Genomic DNA, 16,974 nt, shown 5'->3' with positions numbered 1-16,974 from the left:
ATTATTGATATAAATGACGTTATCATATAAAATAATTGTAATTAATCATAAATAAGGAGGTGTCAAACTATAATGCTGGAGTTAAGCTTTCAAGATCCAGATAAGCTTGTCCAAGTTTCGCATGCGTTATCTACCCGGGCTCGCGTCGATATGCTTCGGCTTCTCAGTACAAGGAATATGAATGTGGTTGAAATTGCAGAGACGCTTAAGCTGCCGGTATCTACCGTCGCCAATAACGTTAAAGTGCTGGAGGCAGCCAAGCTGATCAATACCGAGCTGCTGCCGGCATCGCGCGGAGCCATGAAGGTGTGCAGCCGCAATTATGACGACATTCACATCGCCTTCAACGTGGAGAAGACCATTCCAAGAGGAGCGCTTCTCATCTACGAGATGGAAATGCCAATCGGCCACTACAGCGACTGCGAGGTTCACCCAACCTGCGGCATGGCTAACGTCGACGGGATGATCGTTCGGGAGGACGAGCCGGCAAGCTTCTATCACCCGAAGCATATCGGAGCGCAGATCATTTGGCTTCGCAAAGGGTATTTGGAATATTTGATGCCGATGGAAGTTCCACCGGAAGCGCGGATTGACGCTTTGGAGCTATCGATGGAGCTATGCTCGGAAGCGCCTAACTACGATAATAATTGGCCTTCGGATATTACGTTATGGATCAATGGCGTTGAGATCGGTACCTGGACGAGTCCAGGCGACTTCGGTGATCGACGCGGCAAGATGACGCCTTCTTGGTGGCCCGACTGGTGCACGCAATACGGATTGCTCAAAAATTGGCGAATCGACAGGAATGGCGCATCACTGGATATGCAAAAAATTTCCGACATCACGATCAGCGACTTAAAGCTGATGCAGCGCCCTAATATTAGGCTTCGGCTCGGTGTGAAGTCGGATGCCGTTCACCAAGGCGGCATGAACTTATTCGGCAAACAATTCGGTGATTACGAGCAGGATATTGTCGTTAAAGTGTATTATGCGGCAGATCAGGACGAAACGAAAGACCTTTAATTACAGATTCCTTGTAATTGAAGGTCTTTTTTTTATTATTTAATTACACAAATTTGGTTTGAAACCGTTGACAAAATCGTAAATGGGGGATAATATGAGTTTGTGGTACAAAATTATTGTAATAAAGTGAGGAAAAAGTTTTGTGCCTGAAAAATGATTTTAAATCATAGGGGAGGCTAAACATGAAAAAGGGTTATGTTTTGACTTTGGCTACGCTGCTGACAGCTTCGCTGGTGCTTAGCGCATGCGGGAGCAATAACGGCGGCAACAATGGCGGTAATAACGGTGGCAGTGGCAATACTTCGGAGAACAATGGAAGCGCTTCAACTGGGGATTCCGGCGGAAGCAAGGTGACGTTGTCCTTCTGGACATTGTTCAGCGGCGGCGACGGCGACAACATGCAGAAGCTGATCGATGATTTCAATAAAAGCCATCCCGACATTCAAGTGAAAAACACCAAGCTTGAGTGGGGCGAATACTACACGAAGCTAATTACGGCTGTCGGCAACGGCAACGGTCCGGATGTCGGCATCTCTCATACATCACGCCTGCCTGACTTGATCAATCAAGGGGTAGTTTCCGAGCTGGATGAAGTGGCGGAAACCGCTAGCGTTGATTGGGGCACATACAACCAGAATTTGCTTAATGCGGCAGTAGTAGACGGCAAGCATTACGCAGTGCCGATCGATACGCATCCATTCATTATGTACTATAACAAGAAGCTGTTGAAGGATGCCGGTCTGCTCGGCGATGACGGCAAGCCTGTGTTGGAGCAATCCGCTGACGGCTTCGTCTCGTTCCTCGATACGCTGAAGCAGAAGCTTCCGGCTAACGTTACGCCGTTCGCGTTGTCGAACAGCAACGACGACCCGTTCCGTCTATGGTGGGCGCTGTATCACCAATTGGGCGGCAATGACGTCGTATCCGACGATCTTGCAACAGCTGCGCTTGACACGGAGAAAGGCGCGAAAGCTGCCGAGTATCTCCAGAACATCTATACAAAAGGTTATATCAAGAAAAACGATCCTGACTTCTACAAAAACTTCCAAAGCGGCACGGCTGCCATTATGATGACGGGCGTATGGGCAACCGGAACTTGGGAATCGACGGAAGGCCTTGATTTCGGCGCTATGCCGATTCCGAAGATTTTCGACCAAGAAGCGACTTGGGGCGATTCGCACACGATCATTCTTCCGGTGACGAAGAAGGAAGATCCGGAGAAACGCAAAGCGGCTATCATCTTCGCGGACTGGGTTGCCGAGAACGGCCAAGTATGGGCGAAAGCGGGACATATTCCTTCGAAACCTTCCGTGTTCGAGAAGCAAGAGTTCAAAGATCTGCCAAACCGCGCCGATTACGCGTCCGTTGCCGACACAGTTAAGTTCAGCAAGCCGTCGACGAAAAACTGGACGATTCGCGACAACGCTTTGTTCAAATTCCTTAACGAGGTATGGGCTAGCAAAATGACGCCGGCTGACGCAATGACTAAGATGCAGGACGCCATTCAGAAAGTGCTCAGCGAATAGGTTCATAATGCAAGGGCATCTGCAGGCTTTCGGCTATGAGCCGGAAGCTTGCAGATCCATTCTTGATGAGGTGAGGCGCATATATGAGAATAAGCAAGCTTAGAGCGGATATGCTCGCATTATTGTTTTTGCTCCCCTTCTTGATCGTCTATGTGCTTTACACCATTTGGCCGATGATTAAGGGCGTCGAGATGACGTTCTATAAATGGACGCTTATTAAGAAGATGTCGTATATCGGATTGGACAATTACAAGAGGCTGTTTCAAGACCATGAGGTCTGGGCTGCCATTGGGCATTCTTTCACATTTGTCATTATTACGACGCCGACGATGCTGGTGCTGGCGATCGTGCTGGCATTGATCGCTAACCGCAGATCGAATCTTCAGAAGCTTTATCGGAGCGTGTTTTTTATTCCGAGCGTGCTTTCGGTTGCCGTAGCTTCCTTCCTGGGGCTATTTATTTTTCAGCCGTATATGGGATTTATTAATACTTTTCTTCACTTGTTTGGTCTGCTTCCGCAGGGCACCGAAATATTTTGGTTATCGGAAAAATGGTTATCCTGGATTGCGGTCGCCGTTATTACGCTTTGGTGGACGGTTGGCTTTAACTTCATCCTTTATTTGTCGGCTATGCAGGAAATTCCTGATGAGCTTTATGAGGCAGCCCGCCTCGACGGCGCGAATGATTGGCAAGTGTTCTGGCGCATTACGCTGCCGCATTTGAGCCCGATTACAAAGACGATAACGATGCTGCAAATTATAAGCTCCTTCAAGGTTTTCCTCCAAATTTACATTATTACCGGAGGCGGGCCGCTCGATCAGACAAGGCCGATCATTCAGCTCATCTATCAGACGGGCTTCCGCAAAAACGATCTCGGCTACGCCGCGACGATGTCGTATGTCGTGTTCATCATCCTGCTTGTGCTATCTGCCATTCAATACTGGATTAACAATCGGAAAGGAGAGCAAGCGTAATGAAATGGGTCTATCGCTTATTATCGCTTGTCGTCGCTTTCTTCTTCCTTGCGCCGATTGTCTGGATGATGGTGGTGTCCGTGAAGAAAGAGGGAATGAAAATCGTATCGTTGATCGACTGGTTCACGCCTCCGTATTCGTTCGCCGTATACGATGAGATATTGTCGACGACGAAGCTGACGAACTGGACGCTTAACAGCTTCATGATCGCCGTCTGCGTGACGATTCTGACGGTGGCGTTTGCGGCATTGGCCGGCTTTGCCTTATCGAAGCTTCCCTTCCGCTATCGTTCGTTTATCTTCTTCTTCATACTTGCAGGCTTGCTCGTTCCAGGGGAGGCTACCATTATCCCCCTTTATCAAGTAGCGAAGGACATGGGCATTCTCAACAGCTATCAAGGATTAGTCCTGCCAATGCTTGCATCGCCCGTGGCGGTTATCGTGCTGAAGAGCTTCTTCGACGGCATTCCGAAGGATCTGCTGGAAAGCGTGCAGATCGACGGCGGCGGAGTATGGCGCATATTCTGGTCTATCGTCCTTCCGCTTACGCGGCCGGCTCTCGCCTCGATGCTCATCTTGACGTTCATCGGTTCGTGGAACAACTTCTTGTGGCCGTTCCTATCCGTAACCGACGACAACCTGTTCACGCTGCCGATGGGTATTCCAACGCTGATGAACCAATATTCAGAGGATTATGTGAAGCCGATGGTCATCAATACGGTTGCTTCGCTTCCGATTCTACTGCTGTTCGTCATTTTCGAACGACAAATCGTGAAGGGCGTCAGCCTATCGGGGATTAAAGGATGAGTGCAACCGGTTCGGCGGTCAAAAAACGCGAGCGGGCCATCGATATGTTCAAGGGTCTGCTTGTGCTGGGGATGGTTTATTGCCACACGCTGCAGTTCTTCAGCGATGGAGAGCTGTACCCGAACGGCCGACCTTTTATTGAAATCATTAACTTAATAACGTTCTCGGGGTTCGTCTTCAGCTTCGGTTACGTATCGCAGCTTGCTTATTATTCGAAGCCTTTCCGCCAAGCGGCGCCTCGCATGCTGGTGGCAGCGGTCAAGACGCTGGCGGCGTTCTACGTATCAGGCATGGCGTTCCGGGTGTTTATCGACGGCAGGGAGGCCAGTTGGTCGACCTTAAAGCCGATACTATTGATCCGGGACATGCCGGGCTGGTCTGAGTTTCTTATTTCTTTCACGTATCTCATGATTATTGGACTGGCGTTGTTCGTGCCGTTTCGCTGGTTGGCGTCACGAAAGGCAATCGGCTTCGGAATTAGCGGCCTGATGCTTGTATTCACGTTCATCCCGTATGGCTCGATTCATGTGATGCAGCTTGGGCCGCTAATCGGGACGCGTGATTTCGCTTCGTTTCCGGTGCTTCAATATTTGCCTTATTACATCATAGGCATCTTGTTTGCCAAACATCGCATAACGTGGGACTGGCGGGTATTCGTTGCAGCGCTGATCGCGACGGGAGGTTTCGTGTGGCGCTGGCTGTCGGTAGACGGGCAGCCGCTGCCGGAACGGTTTCCGCCCTCCGTATGGTGGATTGTCGGCCCAGCGCTGCTAATGTACGGCTATTACGGATTGGCTCGTCTGATGGAGCGATATCCAGTCCCGTTCACCCTGTTTGAAGCGATGGGGCGCAATGTTCTATCGTACTTGGTGATGAGCAACGTGCTTATCTTTGCGCTTAAGAGCAGCCAGCAGCAGAAATTGCTGGTGGGCGCTGGGGAAGGTTTTTGGCTGGCCTGCGTCATCGTTGCGATCGTAACATTCTGCGTGTGGATTATTACGAAGCCTCCGCAATCCAAGCGATCTCAACCGTCATCTACAACTACAACATCTTAGACTGTAATCGAAAAAGGAGCAGGAGACAGAGATGAACCAACAACCACAACAGCTAAGAAACGAGTATCCGCGTCCGCAGTTCGTCCGCGAGCAATGGATGTCCTTGAATGGAACCTGGGATTTCGATTTTGACGACGAGAATGCAGGAGAACGCCAAAGATGGCAGGAGGGCGGCAGCCGCTTCTCCAAGAGGATAGAAGTTCCGTTCTGTCATCAAAGCGAATTAAGCGGCTTAGCCGACACTTCGTTCCATGATATCGTGTGGTACAGCCGTACCTTTGCCGTTCCCGAAGCTTATGCAGGGCAGCGCTTGCTGCTTCACTTCGGTGCGGTCGATTATGAAGCCAGCGTTTGGGTAAACGGGAAGCTCGTGGTGAAGCATGAGGGCGGACATACACCTTTTCATGCCGACATCACAGACGCCTTGATCGACGGAGACAATACCCTTGTCGTCAAAGCGGTGGATTTCAGCAAGGATGTAACCTTGCCGAGAGGCAAGCAGTTCTGGGAGGAGAAGTCAGCAGGCATCTTCTATACACGGACGACGGGCATTTGGCAGAGCGTCTGGCTGGAGCCGGTGTCGCCGCAGCATATTAGCCGCATTCGCTTGACGCCGAACATTGATCGCAATGAGCTAAGTCTGCAAGCGTTCATCGGCGGATTCAAGGAAGGGGCGAACGTATCACTAAGAGCTACCATTACATTCGATGGCCAGCCGGTCGCACAGGACGAATTCGCCGTAACGCGAGCGTCCCAATCGCGTACGTTAGCCCTCCACGACTTCAACGATCATGGACTCGGACGCTGGTGGACGCCGGATCGACCGAATCTGTACGACTTGTCGCTCACGCTTGTTGTCGACGGCAAGGAGGCCGACCGAGTAGCGTCGTATTTCGGCATGCGCAAAATATCAATTGAAGACGGCGTTGTACTGCTGAACAACCGTCCTTACACGATGAAGCTGGTGCTCGATCAAGGTTATTTCCCGACAGGATTGCTTACTGCTCCAAGCGATGAGGACCTGCGCCGCGATGTTGAGCTTACGAAGGCTATGGGCTTCAACGGCGCACGCAAGCATCAGAAGATTGAGGATCCGCGATACCTCTATTGGGCGGACCGGCTTGGTCTACTCGTGTGGGGCGAGATGGCTAATGCCTATCATTTCTCGGAAGATTACGTCGGACGCGTTACGAGAGAGTGGCTGCAAGCCGTGGAGCGGGACTATAACCATCCGTGCATCGTGGCTTGGGTGCCAATCAACGAAAGCTGGGGCGTAACGAATATATTGATCGACAACCAGCAGCAGCAGCACGCTCTCGCGATGTACCATATGACGAAGTCGCTGGATCCGACGCGGCCGGTCATATCCAATGACGGCTGGGAGCTTGTGAAGACAGATCTCGTTACCATTCATGACTATGAATGGCGCAAAGAAGTGTTGGCGGATCGTTACTCGGATACTGGCAAAGCGTTGAAGGCTCGTCCCGGCAATCGTTGGATACTTGTGCCTGGCTACGAGTACGAGGGACAGCCGCTGCTATTGACCGAGTTCGGCGGCATTTCCTTTAAGAAAAGCGGCTGGGACGGTTGGGGCTACTCCGGCGCCCAGGATGAAGATGATTTTGCCAAGCGACTGCAGGATGTTGTTGGGGCTGCGCACCAGTCTCCTGTCCTCCAAGGCTTCTGCTATACCCAACTGACCGATGTCGAGCAGGAGATCAATGGTCTCTTGACGTATGATCGGCAGCCCAAACTACCTCTTGAAACCATCCGACAAATCATTCAAGGGTAGGATCTCTGAGACGCTGGAAAGAGTAGAACACAAATTCGATGAATGAGTCAGCAAAGGATAGGTGGAGACAGATGAGCTTGAAGCATTATAGAAAAGAGTATCCGAGACCGCAATTCGTGCGGGAGAATTGGGACAACTTGAACGGGGAATGGGATTTCCGTTTCGATGACAACAATGTCGGCGAGCAGGAGCAATGGTTCAAGCCAGGCGACTTTGGCGGCAATATGAAAATTCAAGTTCCGTTCGTATACGAGACGAAGGCGAGCGGTATTGAAGAAGCGGCGTTCCATCCGTATGTATGGTATCAGCGCCAGTTCAACGTTCCGGCCGAGCAGCGGCAGAAGCGGGTCAAGCTGCATTTTCAAGCGGTGGACTATGTAGCGAAAGTGTGGGTCAACGGTAAATTTGTCGGCAAGCATGAAGGCGGCTATACGGCATTTTCTTTCGATATTACGCCTTACTTGTTAGAAGATGCAGGAGCGAATAACCAAATCGTCGTCAAGGCGGAAGACAGCAACGATTGCACGCAGCCGAGAGGCAAGCAGCGCTGGCGGGATGAGAACTTTGGCTGCTGGTATGTGCAGACGACGGGCATCTGGCAGACCGTATGGGTAGAGTACGTGGCCGAGCAGCATTTGGAATCGGTCAAAATCACCCCGGATCTCGATACGAATTCCGTCCGGTTCGATTATCGTCTTCGTGAAGGTATTGCATCGGCCGATCTCCGGTTGACGACGACGATTAGGATGGACGGCCGACTCGTGAAGGAAACAAGCGTGACGGTGGACCGCTCGCAGTTGACGGCAAGCGTGGAATTGATCAGCGAAACGCGGGAGTGGAAGGTAGATTCATGGCGTCCGGAGCATCCGAAGCTCTATGAGGTGGAATTCGTATTGACGTTGGCAGATGCCGTTGTCGACCAGGTGAATTCGTACTTCGGGCTTCGTAAAGTGTCTATCCAGAAGGGCAAAGTGCTGCTGAACAACACGCCGATCTACCAGCGGTTGATCTTGGACCAAGGTTATTGGACGGACAGTCATCTGACGCCGCCTTCCGAAGAAGCAATCATAGAGGATATCGACAAAATATTGGCGATGGGCTACAACGGCGTACGCAAGCATCAGAAGATCGAGGATCCGCGTTTCCTATACTGGTGCGACGTGAAAGGCTTATTGGTATGGTCGGAGATGGCAGCCACTTATGAATTCAATGATCTGGCAGTAGATCGGTTCACCAAAGAATGGCTGGAGATTGTGCAACAGCAATATAACCATCCTTGCATCATTACATGGGTCCCTTTCAATGAGTCATGGGGGATCGGCAACGTGTTCGTCGACCGCAAGCAGCAGCAGTTCACGGAAGCGATCTATTATTTGACCAAATCAATCGATCCTTATCGGCCAGTTGTATGCAATGACGGATGGGAGCATACGATTTCCGATATTATCACCTTACATGATTATGAGGAATCGGGCGCCAAGTTCAGCAAGCGTTACGCTGACAAGGATGCAATAACGAGCAACGAAATCTCGCATATGAATTGGAAGTATGCGATGGCGCAAGGCTACGAATATCGCGGACAGCCGATTATCGTAAGCGAGTTCGGCGGCATTGCCTTTAAGACGGAAGCGGGCTGGGGCTACGGCAATCAAGTCGAAGGCGAGGAAGCTTTCTTCGAACGGTTCCAAAGCATTACGCAAGCGATCAAGGATATCGATTACATTTGCGGCTATTGTTATACGCAGGTCACCGACGTGCAGCAAGAGGTGAACGGTCTGTTGACAGAAGATCGGCAGCCTAAGGTGCCAATCGACAGAATTAAAGCGATTAACTTGGCATGATAAAAGGCCTTCGTCCTATATTCCATGGGACGAAGGCCTTTTTGCTGTTACTGATATTACGTTTGCCTGTATTTCATACAGTCTAATTAGCCCCATTCGCTGGTAGGGGGAAGTTTGAGTGGAAAACATACAGCCAAAGCCTACGATTTTAGCCTCCGGTTGCCTAAAGTGCTTATTTGACTGCACAAAATCCAATCAAACTCTGATAACGTCTCGTAACCAGCGTTTTGATTGTATGAAATCCAATCAAAACGCTGGTTATTAAAATTCATAGGGATGAGGAGGGATTGGGACATTATTTTTATTTTTGATTGAAGCAGCAGTAATCATCAAAAATATGGCGCTTAATATATGCAGCGTCAAACCTACGAATGGTATCCATCCAATAACGGATGCTACAATTCCTAATATTGATCCGTGATAGGGTTCATTATTTTTTATGGATATAGCCAATGTGATTATATGCAGAATTAGCATTACTACGAGAGGTAACCACATAAAACTTATGATTATAACGGCTCCAAGTATCGGAATGCCAAGAATGGCCTCTAGCGATCCGGTAATCCATTTTAAAATCCTGGATGTACTCAACCTCAATCCCTCCTTCTAATATTTTCCTTATCAGTTTACTATATACTTCGGTTCTCTCCTAGTAGTTTCATCAATGCCGTCACCGCACATACTCAATAAACTTGCGAGAGCTGCTGGACAGCGGCATGTTGCGGATCGTCAAGAGACCGACATGGGCAGGCGGGAGCTCTACATCAAGCTGGATCTCGAAGAGCGATCCTTCCTCCAGCTCCTTCTTTACGAACTCCCTCGTCACATATGAGATGCCTAGTCCACGCTTGGCGAACTCGATCAGCAAATCCACGCTTCCGACCTCTATCTCCGGCTTCAGATTGTAGCCATAGTTTTGGAAAATCTCCGATATCGCCATCCGCGCCCGGCTGTTGCGGGAGAATAGAATAACCGGATATTGAAGCAGCAGATCCATCGTCATGACGACGCCCTTCAGCTCGGAATAGCGAGAACCGGCAACGAAACAATCCTGCAACTGAATGCTCTCCCTCACTTCAAGCTGCGGATCGACGATCGGCATACGAACGACTCCAAGATCGATGCGCCCTTCCTTCAAGAACGTAATGACCTCCGGCGTCGTGCCGTGATTCAAATGAAGCCTGACGCTGGGATGCTTGAGGTGGAATTCTTCCAGGTAAGGCAGCAAATAATGCTTGAACAGCGAATCGCTGCCGCCGATGCGCAGCTCGCCGCTATCGAGGTTCTTTAGTGCGGCCATCTTCTCCTCGGCCAGCGAGATGAGCACTTGAGATTGCTCGATGTAAGAGTATAGGATTGTTCCTTCTTGTGTCAGCGCAACTCCTTTGGATGTGCGGTAGAACAGCGTGAGGCCGAAGCTTTCCTCCAGCTGTTTGATCGCATGACTGACGCTTGGCTGGGTCAAGTAGAGCGCTTTGGCGGCTTGCGTCAAGCTGCCCGTTTTGGCTGCCCAATAAAAAACTTTATACAATTCATAATTGTTGGTCATAGACGCCATCTATAGCTCCTGTGAAATATATTAATTACTTGTATAGCTGTTAAACGTATTATAGTGGAATTACAGAAAAGAAACCAGTGCATGCGGATTAGCGATTACATAAGCCGCAATAGCACATTTGGAAGGAGAAAGGAACATGGAGCCAACTACATTCGTTCTATTCGGAGCGACAGGGGATTTAGCCAAAAGAAAAATATACCCTGCCTTATACAATTTGTTTATTGATAAGAAGCTGCCGCAATCCTTTTCATTATTCGGTCTTGGAAGAAGAGAATGGACCGATGCGACGTTCCGGTCGAACGTCGAGCAATCGATTCGCGACTTCTCCAGACGCAAAGACACTGACCCGGTTCTACTTAACGAGTTCCTGCAAGCCTTCCGCTACAGCGTCCTCGATATAGATCGCAAGGAAGATTACCAGAAGCTGCTGCTGCTAATTGAGCAACGTGAGCAAGAGCTTCGCGCCACACCGAATCGTCTATTCTACCTCTCCGTAGGACCGGAATATTTCGAGAAAATAGCATCCCATATTCAAGGCAGCGGACTTGGTTCCGCTGAAGGCTGGAAACGTCTCGTTATCGAGAAGCCGTTCGGCCACGATCTTCAATCGGCGCGCGATCTCAACGAGAAGCTGAGCCAATCGTTCGCGGAAGAAGAGATTTACCGCATCGACCATTACCTCGGCAAGCCGATGGTACAGCGTCTTGAAGCGTTGCAGCAAACGAATCCGGTTATCCAAGCCATCTGGAACAATCGTTACATTGCGAACGTGCAGATTACGGCTAACGAAACAGTAGGCGTTGAAGAACGCGCTGGCTATTACGACCATGTCGGCGCCATTCGGGACATGTTCCAGAACCATATGCTGCAAATGCTTATGATGACGGCCATTCAAGTGCCAAGCAAAAGCGCGGCTGACCGCGTGCGGTTCAAGAAGAAGCAGGTAATGGAGGCGCTCGAGCCGGTACAAAAGCAAGACGTGAGCGCAAGCCTTATCCGCGGCCAGTACGCGGCGGGAACCATTAATGGCAAGCCGGTCGTCGATTATCGCTCCGAGCCCGGCATTGCGCCCGAATCGATGAACGATACGTTCATCGCCGCTAGGCTGCAGATCGATAACTCGTTCTGGCGCGGCGTTCCATTCTATATCCGTACAGGCAAGCGAATGAAGGAGAAGTCGACGCGGATCGTCATCGAGTTCAGCGAGCCGTTGAAGCATTCTACATCTGCGAATGAGCAAGCAGCGCCTAATCTTCTCGTTATTGAGATGAGTCCTAATGAGAAGATTATGCTTCAAATAAATACGAAAGATACCGAGAACAAAGGGGAATTCAAACCGATCCAGATCGACCTTAATCCAGGCGATCACGATTTCCCCGAAGCTTACGAAAGCTTGATTCAAGACGCCTTGCATGGCGACGCTACTTTCTTCGCGCATTGGGACGAAGTAGAGCTGTCATGGGCATGGGTTCAGCCGGTGCTGGAAGCGTTCGAGGAGAACCTCGTACCTCTTCATAAGTATGCATCGGGCACTTACGGACCAGCCGAGGCCGATGCGCTTCTTGCGCAGGATGGCTTCCACTGGTGGTTCGATTCGAAGCTGGAACAAAATAATGAAGCAGAGGAAGGAAAACAATATGCCTATCACACAAACCATTGAACAACTTTCGATCGATACGATCCGTACGCTTTCCATTGATGCAATCAATGCGGCGAACTCGGGTCACCCGGGATTGCCGATGGGAGCAGCGCCTATGGCGTACACGCTCTGGTCGCAGTTCCTTAACCATAATCCAGGCCATGCAAAATGGTTCAACCGCGATCGCTTCGTCCTCTCCGCAGGACACGGTTCGGCGCTTCTATACAGCCTGCTGCACTTGTCCGGTTACCAAGTATCGATTGACGATCTGAAGCAATTCCGCAAGCTGAACAGCAAGACGCCTGGCCATCCTGAATTCGGCCACACGGACGGTGTAGACGCAACAACCGGTCCGCTCGGCCAAGGCATCGCGAACGCAGTCGGCATGGCAATGGCTGAAGCTCATCTTGCAGCGAAGTTCAACCAGGACGGCTTCCCTGTTGTCGATCATTACACGTACGCGTTAGTCGGAGACGGCTGCTTAATGGAAGGTATTTCTTACGAAGCGATGTCCATGGCTGGCCATATGAAGCTGGGCAAGCTCGTTGTGTTGTACGATTCGAACGACATTTCGCTTGATGGCGAATTGAACCTGTCGTTCGGCGAAAATATCCAGAAGAGAGCGGAATCGGCGAACTGGCAATACCTGCGCGTCGAGGACGGCAACGATATTGCGGCAATCGCGGCGGCGCTAGCAGCAGCGAAGGCGAACGAATCGCAGCCTACGCTTATAGAAGTTCGTACGATTATTGGATACGGCAGCAAAGCTGCGGGAACGAATAAAGTACATGGCAATCCGCTTGGCAAGGAAGAAGCGAAAGCAACGAAAGAAGTGTACGGCTGGAAGTACGAAGAAGAGTTCACCGTTCCTGAAGAAGTGAAAGCTCACTATGCACAGCTTAAATCAGGCGGCGAAGCGAAGGAAGCAGCTTGGAACAAGCTTCTTGTATCCTATTCGGCGCAATACCCTGAGCAAGGCAAGGAGCTAGCAGGAGTTATCGCGGGCACCGTAACGATCGACGCAGCTAACCTTCTTACTTTCGATTCTTCGAAATCGATTTCGACTCGCGTAGCAAGCGGCGAAGCGATCAATCATTATGTGAAGACCGTTCCTTCGATCTTCGGCGGCAGCGCCGATCTATCGCACTCCACGATGACCGATATGAAGGGCGAAGACATATTCGCAGTGAAATCGTATGCGGGACGCAATGTATACTTCGGCGTTCGTGAGCATGCGATGGGCGCAGCCGGCAACGGTATGGCGCTGCATGGCGGCGTGAAGCCTTTCGTCAGCACGTTCTTCGTATTCAGCGACTATCTGCGTCCGTCGATTCGTCTGGCTGCGCTGCAGAAGCTGCCTGTCATCTACGTGTTCACGCATGACTCCATCGCTGTCGGCGAAGACGGTCCTACGCATGAGCCTGTTGAGCACTTGGCCGCGCTTCGCACGATTCCGGGTCTTACGGTTATCCGCCCATCGGATGCGAATGAAACAGCAAACGCATGGGCATATGCTTTGCAACAAAACGACGGTCCTGTTGCCCTCGTACTGAGCAGACAGAACCTGCCGATCTTCGAGCAAACGAAAGGCAACGTGCAAGCCGTTTCCCAAGGCGCTTATGTTCTAGAAGAAACGAATGCACAGCCGGATGTTATCCTGATCGCTACAGGTTCCGAGGTATCGCTGGCAGTTAGCGCGAAGGCTGAGCTGGAGAAAGAGAATGTATCGGTTCGCGTTGTAGCTATGCCGAGCAGAGAGCTGTTCGACCGCCAGTCGGAATCGTACAAGCAAAGCGTGCTTCCTGACTCGGTAACGAAACGTCTGACGCTTGAAGCGGGCATCTCCCTTGGCTGGGAGCGTTACGCGGGACATAGCGGCAAAGTGTTGTCGATCGACACGTTCGGCGCATCCGGCCCAGGGCCGCAAGTTATGGAATATTTCGGGTTCTCCACAGACAATGTGGTTCGCTTGACGAAAGAATTGCTTAAGTAATACGAACTTATCCAACTATAATCGGAGGTCGTTACTATGAAATTTTTTATCGATACAGCTAACCTGACTGATATTAAGAAAGCATACAAGATCGGCGTTCTTTCCGGCGTGACGACTAACCCATCCCTCGTTGCGAAGGAAGGCGTGAAGTTCGAAGACCGCATCGAAGAGATCTTGAAGGAAGTACCTGAGGTAGAATCCGTATCCGCTGAAGTAACGCCTGATGCGATTACGGCTGAAGAAATGATTGCGCAAGCGAATGAGCTTATTAAGATCAATGACTACGACAAAAACATCACGATCAAGCTTCCAATGACGCTGGCAGGTCTCGAGGCTTGCCGTTACCTTACGAAAAAAGGCGTGAAAACAAACGTAACGCTTATCTTCACGGTGAACCAAGCGCTTCTGGCTGCTCGCGCAGGCGCTACTTACGTCTCGCCATTCCTTGGCCGCTTGGATGATATCTCCGAAGACGGCGTGCTGCTTGTTGCGAAGATCGCCGAGCTGTTCCGCGTACACAACCTGGATGCGCAAATCATTGCTGCATCGGTTCGCCACCCTGACCATGTTACTCGCGTAGCCTTGGCAGGCGCACACATTGCAACGATTCCGTTCAGCGTAATCGAGCAATTGACGAAGCACCCATTAACGGATCAAGGCCTTGAGAAATTCGCTGCCGACTGGAAAAAAGCGGTTCAATAATAGAAAAAGCATGTATAGAGATGCGGATAGGAGACGTTACAAATGACGATTTCATTCGATTATTCCAATGCATTATCTTTTATCGGGCAGCATGAGGTTGATTACTTCAGCGAGTTCGTCGGCACCGCCCACCGCATGCTTCACGAGAAGCAAGGCCCGGGTTCGGACTATGTAGGCTGGGTCGATCTTCCGCATCAATACGACAAAGAAGAGTTTGCTAGAATCAAGGAGGCTGCGAAGCGCATTCGCAGCAACTCCGAGGCGCTGGTCGTCATCGGTATCGGCGGCTCGTACTTAGGCGCAAGAGCGGCAATCGAGGCGTTATCGCATACGTTCCACAATCAGATGAGCGGGAATACGCAGGTGTATTTTGCCGGTCAAAATATTAGCTCGACGTATATTACGCATCTGCTCGAGCTGTTAGAGGGCAAAGATATTTCCTTGAACGTCATCTCCAAGTCCGGTACGACGACTGAGCCAGCCGTTGCTTTCCGCATTCTACGTGATTATATGGAGAAAAAATACGGCAAAGACGAAGCGCAAAAACGGATTTTCGCGACGACCGATGCATCGAAAGGCGCGCTTAAGACGCTGGCTGACGAGGAAGGCTACGAAACATTCGTAATCCCCGACGATGTTGGCGGACGTTATTCCGTACTTACGGCTGTAGGCCTGCTGCCGATTGCGGTTGCTGGACTCGATATCGATCAGATGATGGCTGGAGCGGCTGCAGCTGCGAAGAAATACAGCAATCCGGACCTCGCTTCCAACGAGAGCTACCAATATGCGGCCGTTCGCAACGCGCTCTACCGCAAAGGCAAGACGATCGAGTTGCTGGCTAACTTCGAACCGTCCTTGCACTATGTTTCCGAATGGTGGAAGCAACTGTTCGGCGAAAGCGAAGGCAAAGACCAGAAGGGGCTATATCCAGCCTCCGTTGACTTCTCGACGGATCTGCATTCGATGGGCCAATACGTCCAAGAAGGCCGTCGCGATCTGATTGAGACGGTTCTGGCTGTCGCTAAGCCGCGCATCGAGCTGACGATTGAGGAAGATGCGGGCAACCTGGACGGGTTGAACTTCATCGCCGGCATGACGATGCATGAAGTGAATCAGAAAGCGGCTGAAGGAACACGCCTCGCTCATGTTGACGGCGGAGTGCCGAATCTGATCGTTGAACTTGACGAGCTTAATGAATATACGTTCGGCGAAATGGTTTACTTCTTCGAGAAAGCATGCGGCATCAGCGGCTTGCTGCTCGGCGTTAATCCATTCGACCAACCTGGCGTAGAAGCATACAAAGTAAATATGTTCGCTTTGCTGGGCAAGCCAGGTTTCGAAGCTCAGAAAGCCGAGCTGCTTAAGCGTTTGAACGCAAACGGGTAAACATTTATTATAGCCTCCGATTTCACATTTGCTGTGAAGTCGGGGGCTTTTTCGTTGTTTAGGAAATTATGGACCTCTAAGATTTGTGGATAACTTGTGGTGCGAATTGGTGCTTAAATAAATCAAAATGGGGGTGAGCTCCTACACGGCATAAGGCGGTACGCTCCAAAAGACAGCTAATCCGCTATAGTGTCATTCTAGGCAACTAATTAGTCTTGTACCAAGCCAGCTGCCTGTATAGTTCGATCTCAGGCAACTAAACGGGTTAGTTTGGTGAGTGGGTGGTGAATCGGCCGAATTAGTTCCATGAAAAGCAACTATTGAGCTCGCAACCGTGTGGCATCTAAGATTAATTCGATGAAATGCACCTAATAAGCTCTGTAAGCGTCGGCTAGTACGATAATTCACCGCTAGATGATTTTGTTCCTCTCTAAGATTGATCTCGTTGCAGTTTCTGCAACAGATGGGAGGGATGGGCAGCATTTGGCGCACGCCTGTTGCAGTTTATGCAATTGATTAGCTTATTTTGCGCTTAGGAGGCTGCTATTGAGCCAATCTGTTGCAGTTTTGGACCTCTGTCAATAAAGTGGACACCCCTTAATGCACCTAACTTGCTCGTTTGTAATACATCGATTCGAATTGATTCGGTGACAAATACCCTAAAGTACCATGAATTCGC

The 16,974-nt window shown here is 50.4% G+C and carries 13 protein-coding genes; 11 read left to right on the top strand and 2 right to left on the bottom strand.

Going from position 1 to position 16,974, the window contains the following annotated elements:
- The first annotated feature begins 72 nt into the window (after positions 1–72).
- The 7 genes from AC0YN0_RS21335 (at position 73) to AC0YN0_RS21305 (ending at position 9,017) form a co-directional block, all read left to right on the top strand.
- Entirely contained in the window at positions 73–1,023 is a 951-nt protein-coding gene (locus tag AC0YN0_RS21335) for an ArsR/SmtB family transcription factor (protein WP_442050901.1), read from the top strand.
- A 182-nt stretch (positions 1,024–1,205) separates the two neighbouring features.
- Positions 1,206–2,549: an ABC transporter substrate-binding protein gene (locus AC0YN0_RS21330; RefSeq protein ID WP_475823054.1), complete on the top strand. Its 1,344-nt coding sequence runs from the start codon at positions 1,206–1,208 to the stop codon at positions 2,547–2,549.
- A gap of 83 nt (positions 2,550–2,632) precedes the next feature.
- Complete coding sequence (locus AC0YN0_RS21325) at positions 2,633–3,523, top strand: carbohydrate ABC transporter permease (RefSeq protein WP_475823053.1); 891 nt, start codon at positions 2,633–2,635, stop codon at positions 3,521–3,523.
- On the top strand, positions 3,523–4,329 hold the full coding sequence (locus AC0YN0_RS21320; RefSeq protein WP_475823052.1) for a carbohydrate ABC transporter permease: 807 nt from the start codon (positions 3,523–3,525) through the stop codon (positions 4,327–4,329). Before AC0YN0_RS21325 ends, AC0YN0_RS21320 begins: the two co-directional genes overlap by 1 nt.
- Positions 4,326–5,384 carry an acyltransferase family protein gene (locus AC0YN0_RS21315; RefSeq protein ID WP_475823051.1) on the top strand — a complete coding sequence of 353 codons (1,059 nt, stop codon included), beginning with the start codon at positions 4,326–4,328 and terminating at the stop codon, positions 5,382–5,384. Before AC0YN0_RS21320 ends, AC0YN0_RS21315 begins: the two co-directional genes overlap by 4 nt.
- Positions 5,385–5,415: 31 nt before the next feature.
- Entirely contained in the window at positions 5,416–7,176 is a 1,761-nt protein-coding gene (locus AC0YN0_RS21310; protein ID WP_475823050.1) for a glycoside hydrolase family 2 protein, read from the top strand.
- A 71-nt stretch (positions 7,177–7,247) separates the two neighbouring features.
- Positions 7,248–9,017, top strand: coding sequence for a glycoside hydrolase family 2 protein (locus AC0YN0_RS21305; RefSeq protein ID WP_475823049.1), 1,770 nt, complete (start codon positions 7,248–7,250; stop codon positions 9,015–9,017).
- Between the two features lie 261 nt (positions 9,018–9,278).
- Here AC0YN0_RS21305 and AC0YN0_RS21300 read toward each other — a convergent pair whose 3' ends face one another.
- Together AC0YN0_RS21300 and AC0YN0_RS21295 are read right to left on the bottom strand one after the other, a co-directional pair.
- Complete coding sequence (locus AC0YN0_RS21300; RefSeq protein ID WP_475823048.1) at positions 9,279–9,608, bottom strand: hypothetical protein; 330 nt, start codon at positions 9,606–9,608, stop codon at positions 9,279–9,281.
- A 79-nt stretch (positions 9,609–9,687) separates the two neighbouring features.
- Positions 9,688–10,566 carry a LysR family transcriptional regulator gene (locus AC0YN0_RS21295; protein ID WP_442050909.1) on the bottom strand — a complete coding sequence of 293 codons (879 nt, stop codon included), beginning with the start codon at positions 10,564–10,566 and terminating at the stop codon, positions 9,688–9,690.
- A gap of 145 nt (positions 10,567–10,711) precedes the next feature.
- Here AC0YN0_RS21295 and zwf point away from each other — a divergent pair, with 145 nt between their 5' ends.
- Genes zwf through AC0YN0_RS21275 form a run of 4 tightly spaced genes read left to right on the top strand, consistent with a single transcriptional unit; the run spans position 10,712 to position 16,295 of the window.
- Positions 10,712–12,235 carry a glucose-6-phosphate dehydrogenase gene (gene zwf / locus AC0YN0_RS21290; RefSeq protein ID WP_475823047.1) on the top strand — a complete coding sequence of 508 codons (1,524 nt, stop codon included), beginning with the start codon at positions 10,712–10,714 and terminating at the stop codon, positions 12,233–12,235.
- Positions 12,213–14,207: a transketolase gene (tkt, locus tag AC0YN0_RS21285; protein WP_475823046.1), complete on the top strand. Its 1,995-nt coding sequence runs from the start codon at positions 12,213–12,215 to the stop codon at positions 14,205–14,207. The genes zwf and tkt overlap by 23 nt, the downstream gene beginning before the upstream one ends.
- A 36-nt stretch (positions 14,208–14,243) precedes the next feature.
- Complete coding sequence (gene fsa, locus AC0YN0_RS21280) at positions 14,244–14,909, top strand: fructose-6-phosphate aldolase (protein ID WP_442050912.1); 666 nt, start codon at positions 14,244–14,246, stop codon at positions 14,907–14,909.
- Between the two features lie 42 nt (positions 14,910–14,951).
- Positions 14,952–16,295 carry a glucose-6-phosphate isomerase gene (locus AC0YN0_RS21275; protein WP_337103627.1) on the top strand — a complete coding sequence of 448 codons (1,344 nt, stop codon included), beginning with the start codon at positions 14,952–14,954 and terminating at the stop codon, positions 16,293–16,295.
- Positions 16,296–16,974: the final 679 nt, after the last annotated feature.

The organism is Paenibacillus sp. J22P218, from assembly GCF_056269195.1.
This window is presented reverse-complemented; position numbering and strand designations above follow the sequence as displayed.

Bases quoted from the DNA above. Each gene is read 5' to 3' on its own strand.
- AC0YN0_RS21335 (WP_442050901.1), top strand. From the start codon at position 73: ATGCTGGAGTTAAGCTTTCAAGATCCAGATAAGCTTGTCCAAGTTTCG.
- AC0YN0_RS21330 (WP_475823054.1), top strand. From the start codon at position 1,206: ATGAAAAAGGGTTATGTTTTGACTTTGGCTACGCTGCTGACAGCTTCG.
- AC0YN0_RS21325 (WP_475823053.1), top strand. From the start codon at position 2,633: ATGAGAATAAGCAAGCTTAGAGCGGATATGCTCGCATTATTGTTTTTG.
- AC0YN0_RS21320 (WP_475823052.1), top strand. From the start codon at position 3,523: ATGAAATGGGTCTATCGCTTATTATCGCTTGTCGTCGCTTTCTTCTTC.
- AC0YN0_RS21315 (WP_475823051.1), top strand. From the start codon at position 4,326: ATGAGTGCAACCGGTTCGGCGGTCAAAAAACGCGAGCGGGCCATCGAT.
- AC0YN0_RS21310 (WP_475823050.1), top strand. From the start codon at position 5,416: ATGAACCAACAACCACAACAGCTAAGAAACGAGTATCCGCGTCCGCAG.
- AC0YN0_RS21305 (WP_475823049.1), top strand. From the start codon at position 7,248: ATGAGCTTGAAGCATTATAGAAAAGAGTATCCGAGACCGCAATTCGTG.
- AC0YN0_RS21295 (WP_442050909.1), bottom strand. From the start codon at position 10,566: ATGACCAACAATTATGAATTGTATAAAGTTTTTTATTGGGCAGCCAAA.
- zwf (WP_475823047.1), top strand. From the start codon at position 10,712: ATGGAGCCAACTACATTCGTTCTATTCGGAGCGACAGGGGATTTAGCC.
- tkt (WP_475823046.1), top strand. From the start codon at position 12,213: ATGCCTATCACACAAACCATTGAACAACTTTCGATCGATACGATCCGT.
- fsa (WP_442050912.1), top strand. From the start codon at position 14,244: ATGAAATTTTTTATCGATACAGCTAACCTGACTGATATTAAGAAAGCA.
- AC0YN0_RS21275 (WP_337103627.1), top strand. From the start codon at position 14,952: ATGACGATTTCATTCGATTATTCCAATGCATTATCTTTTATCGGGCAG.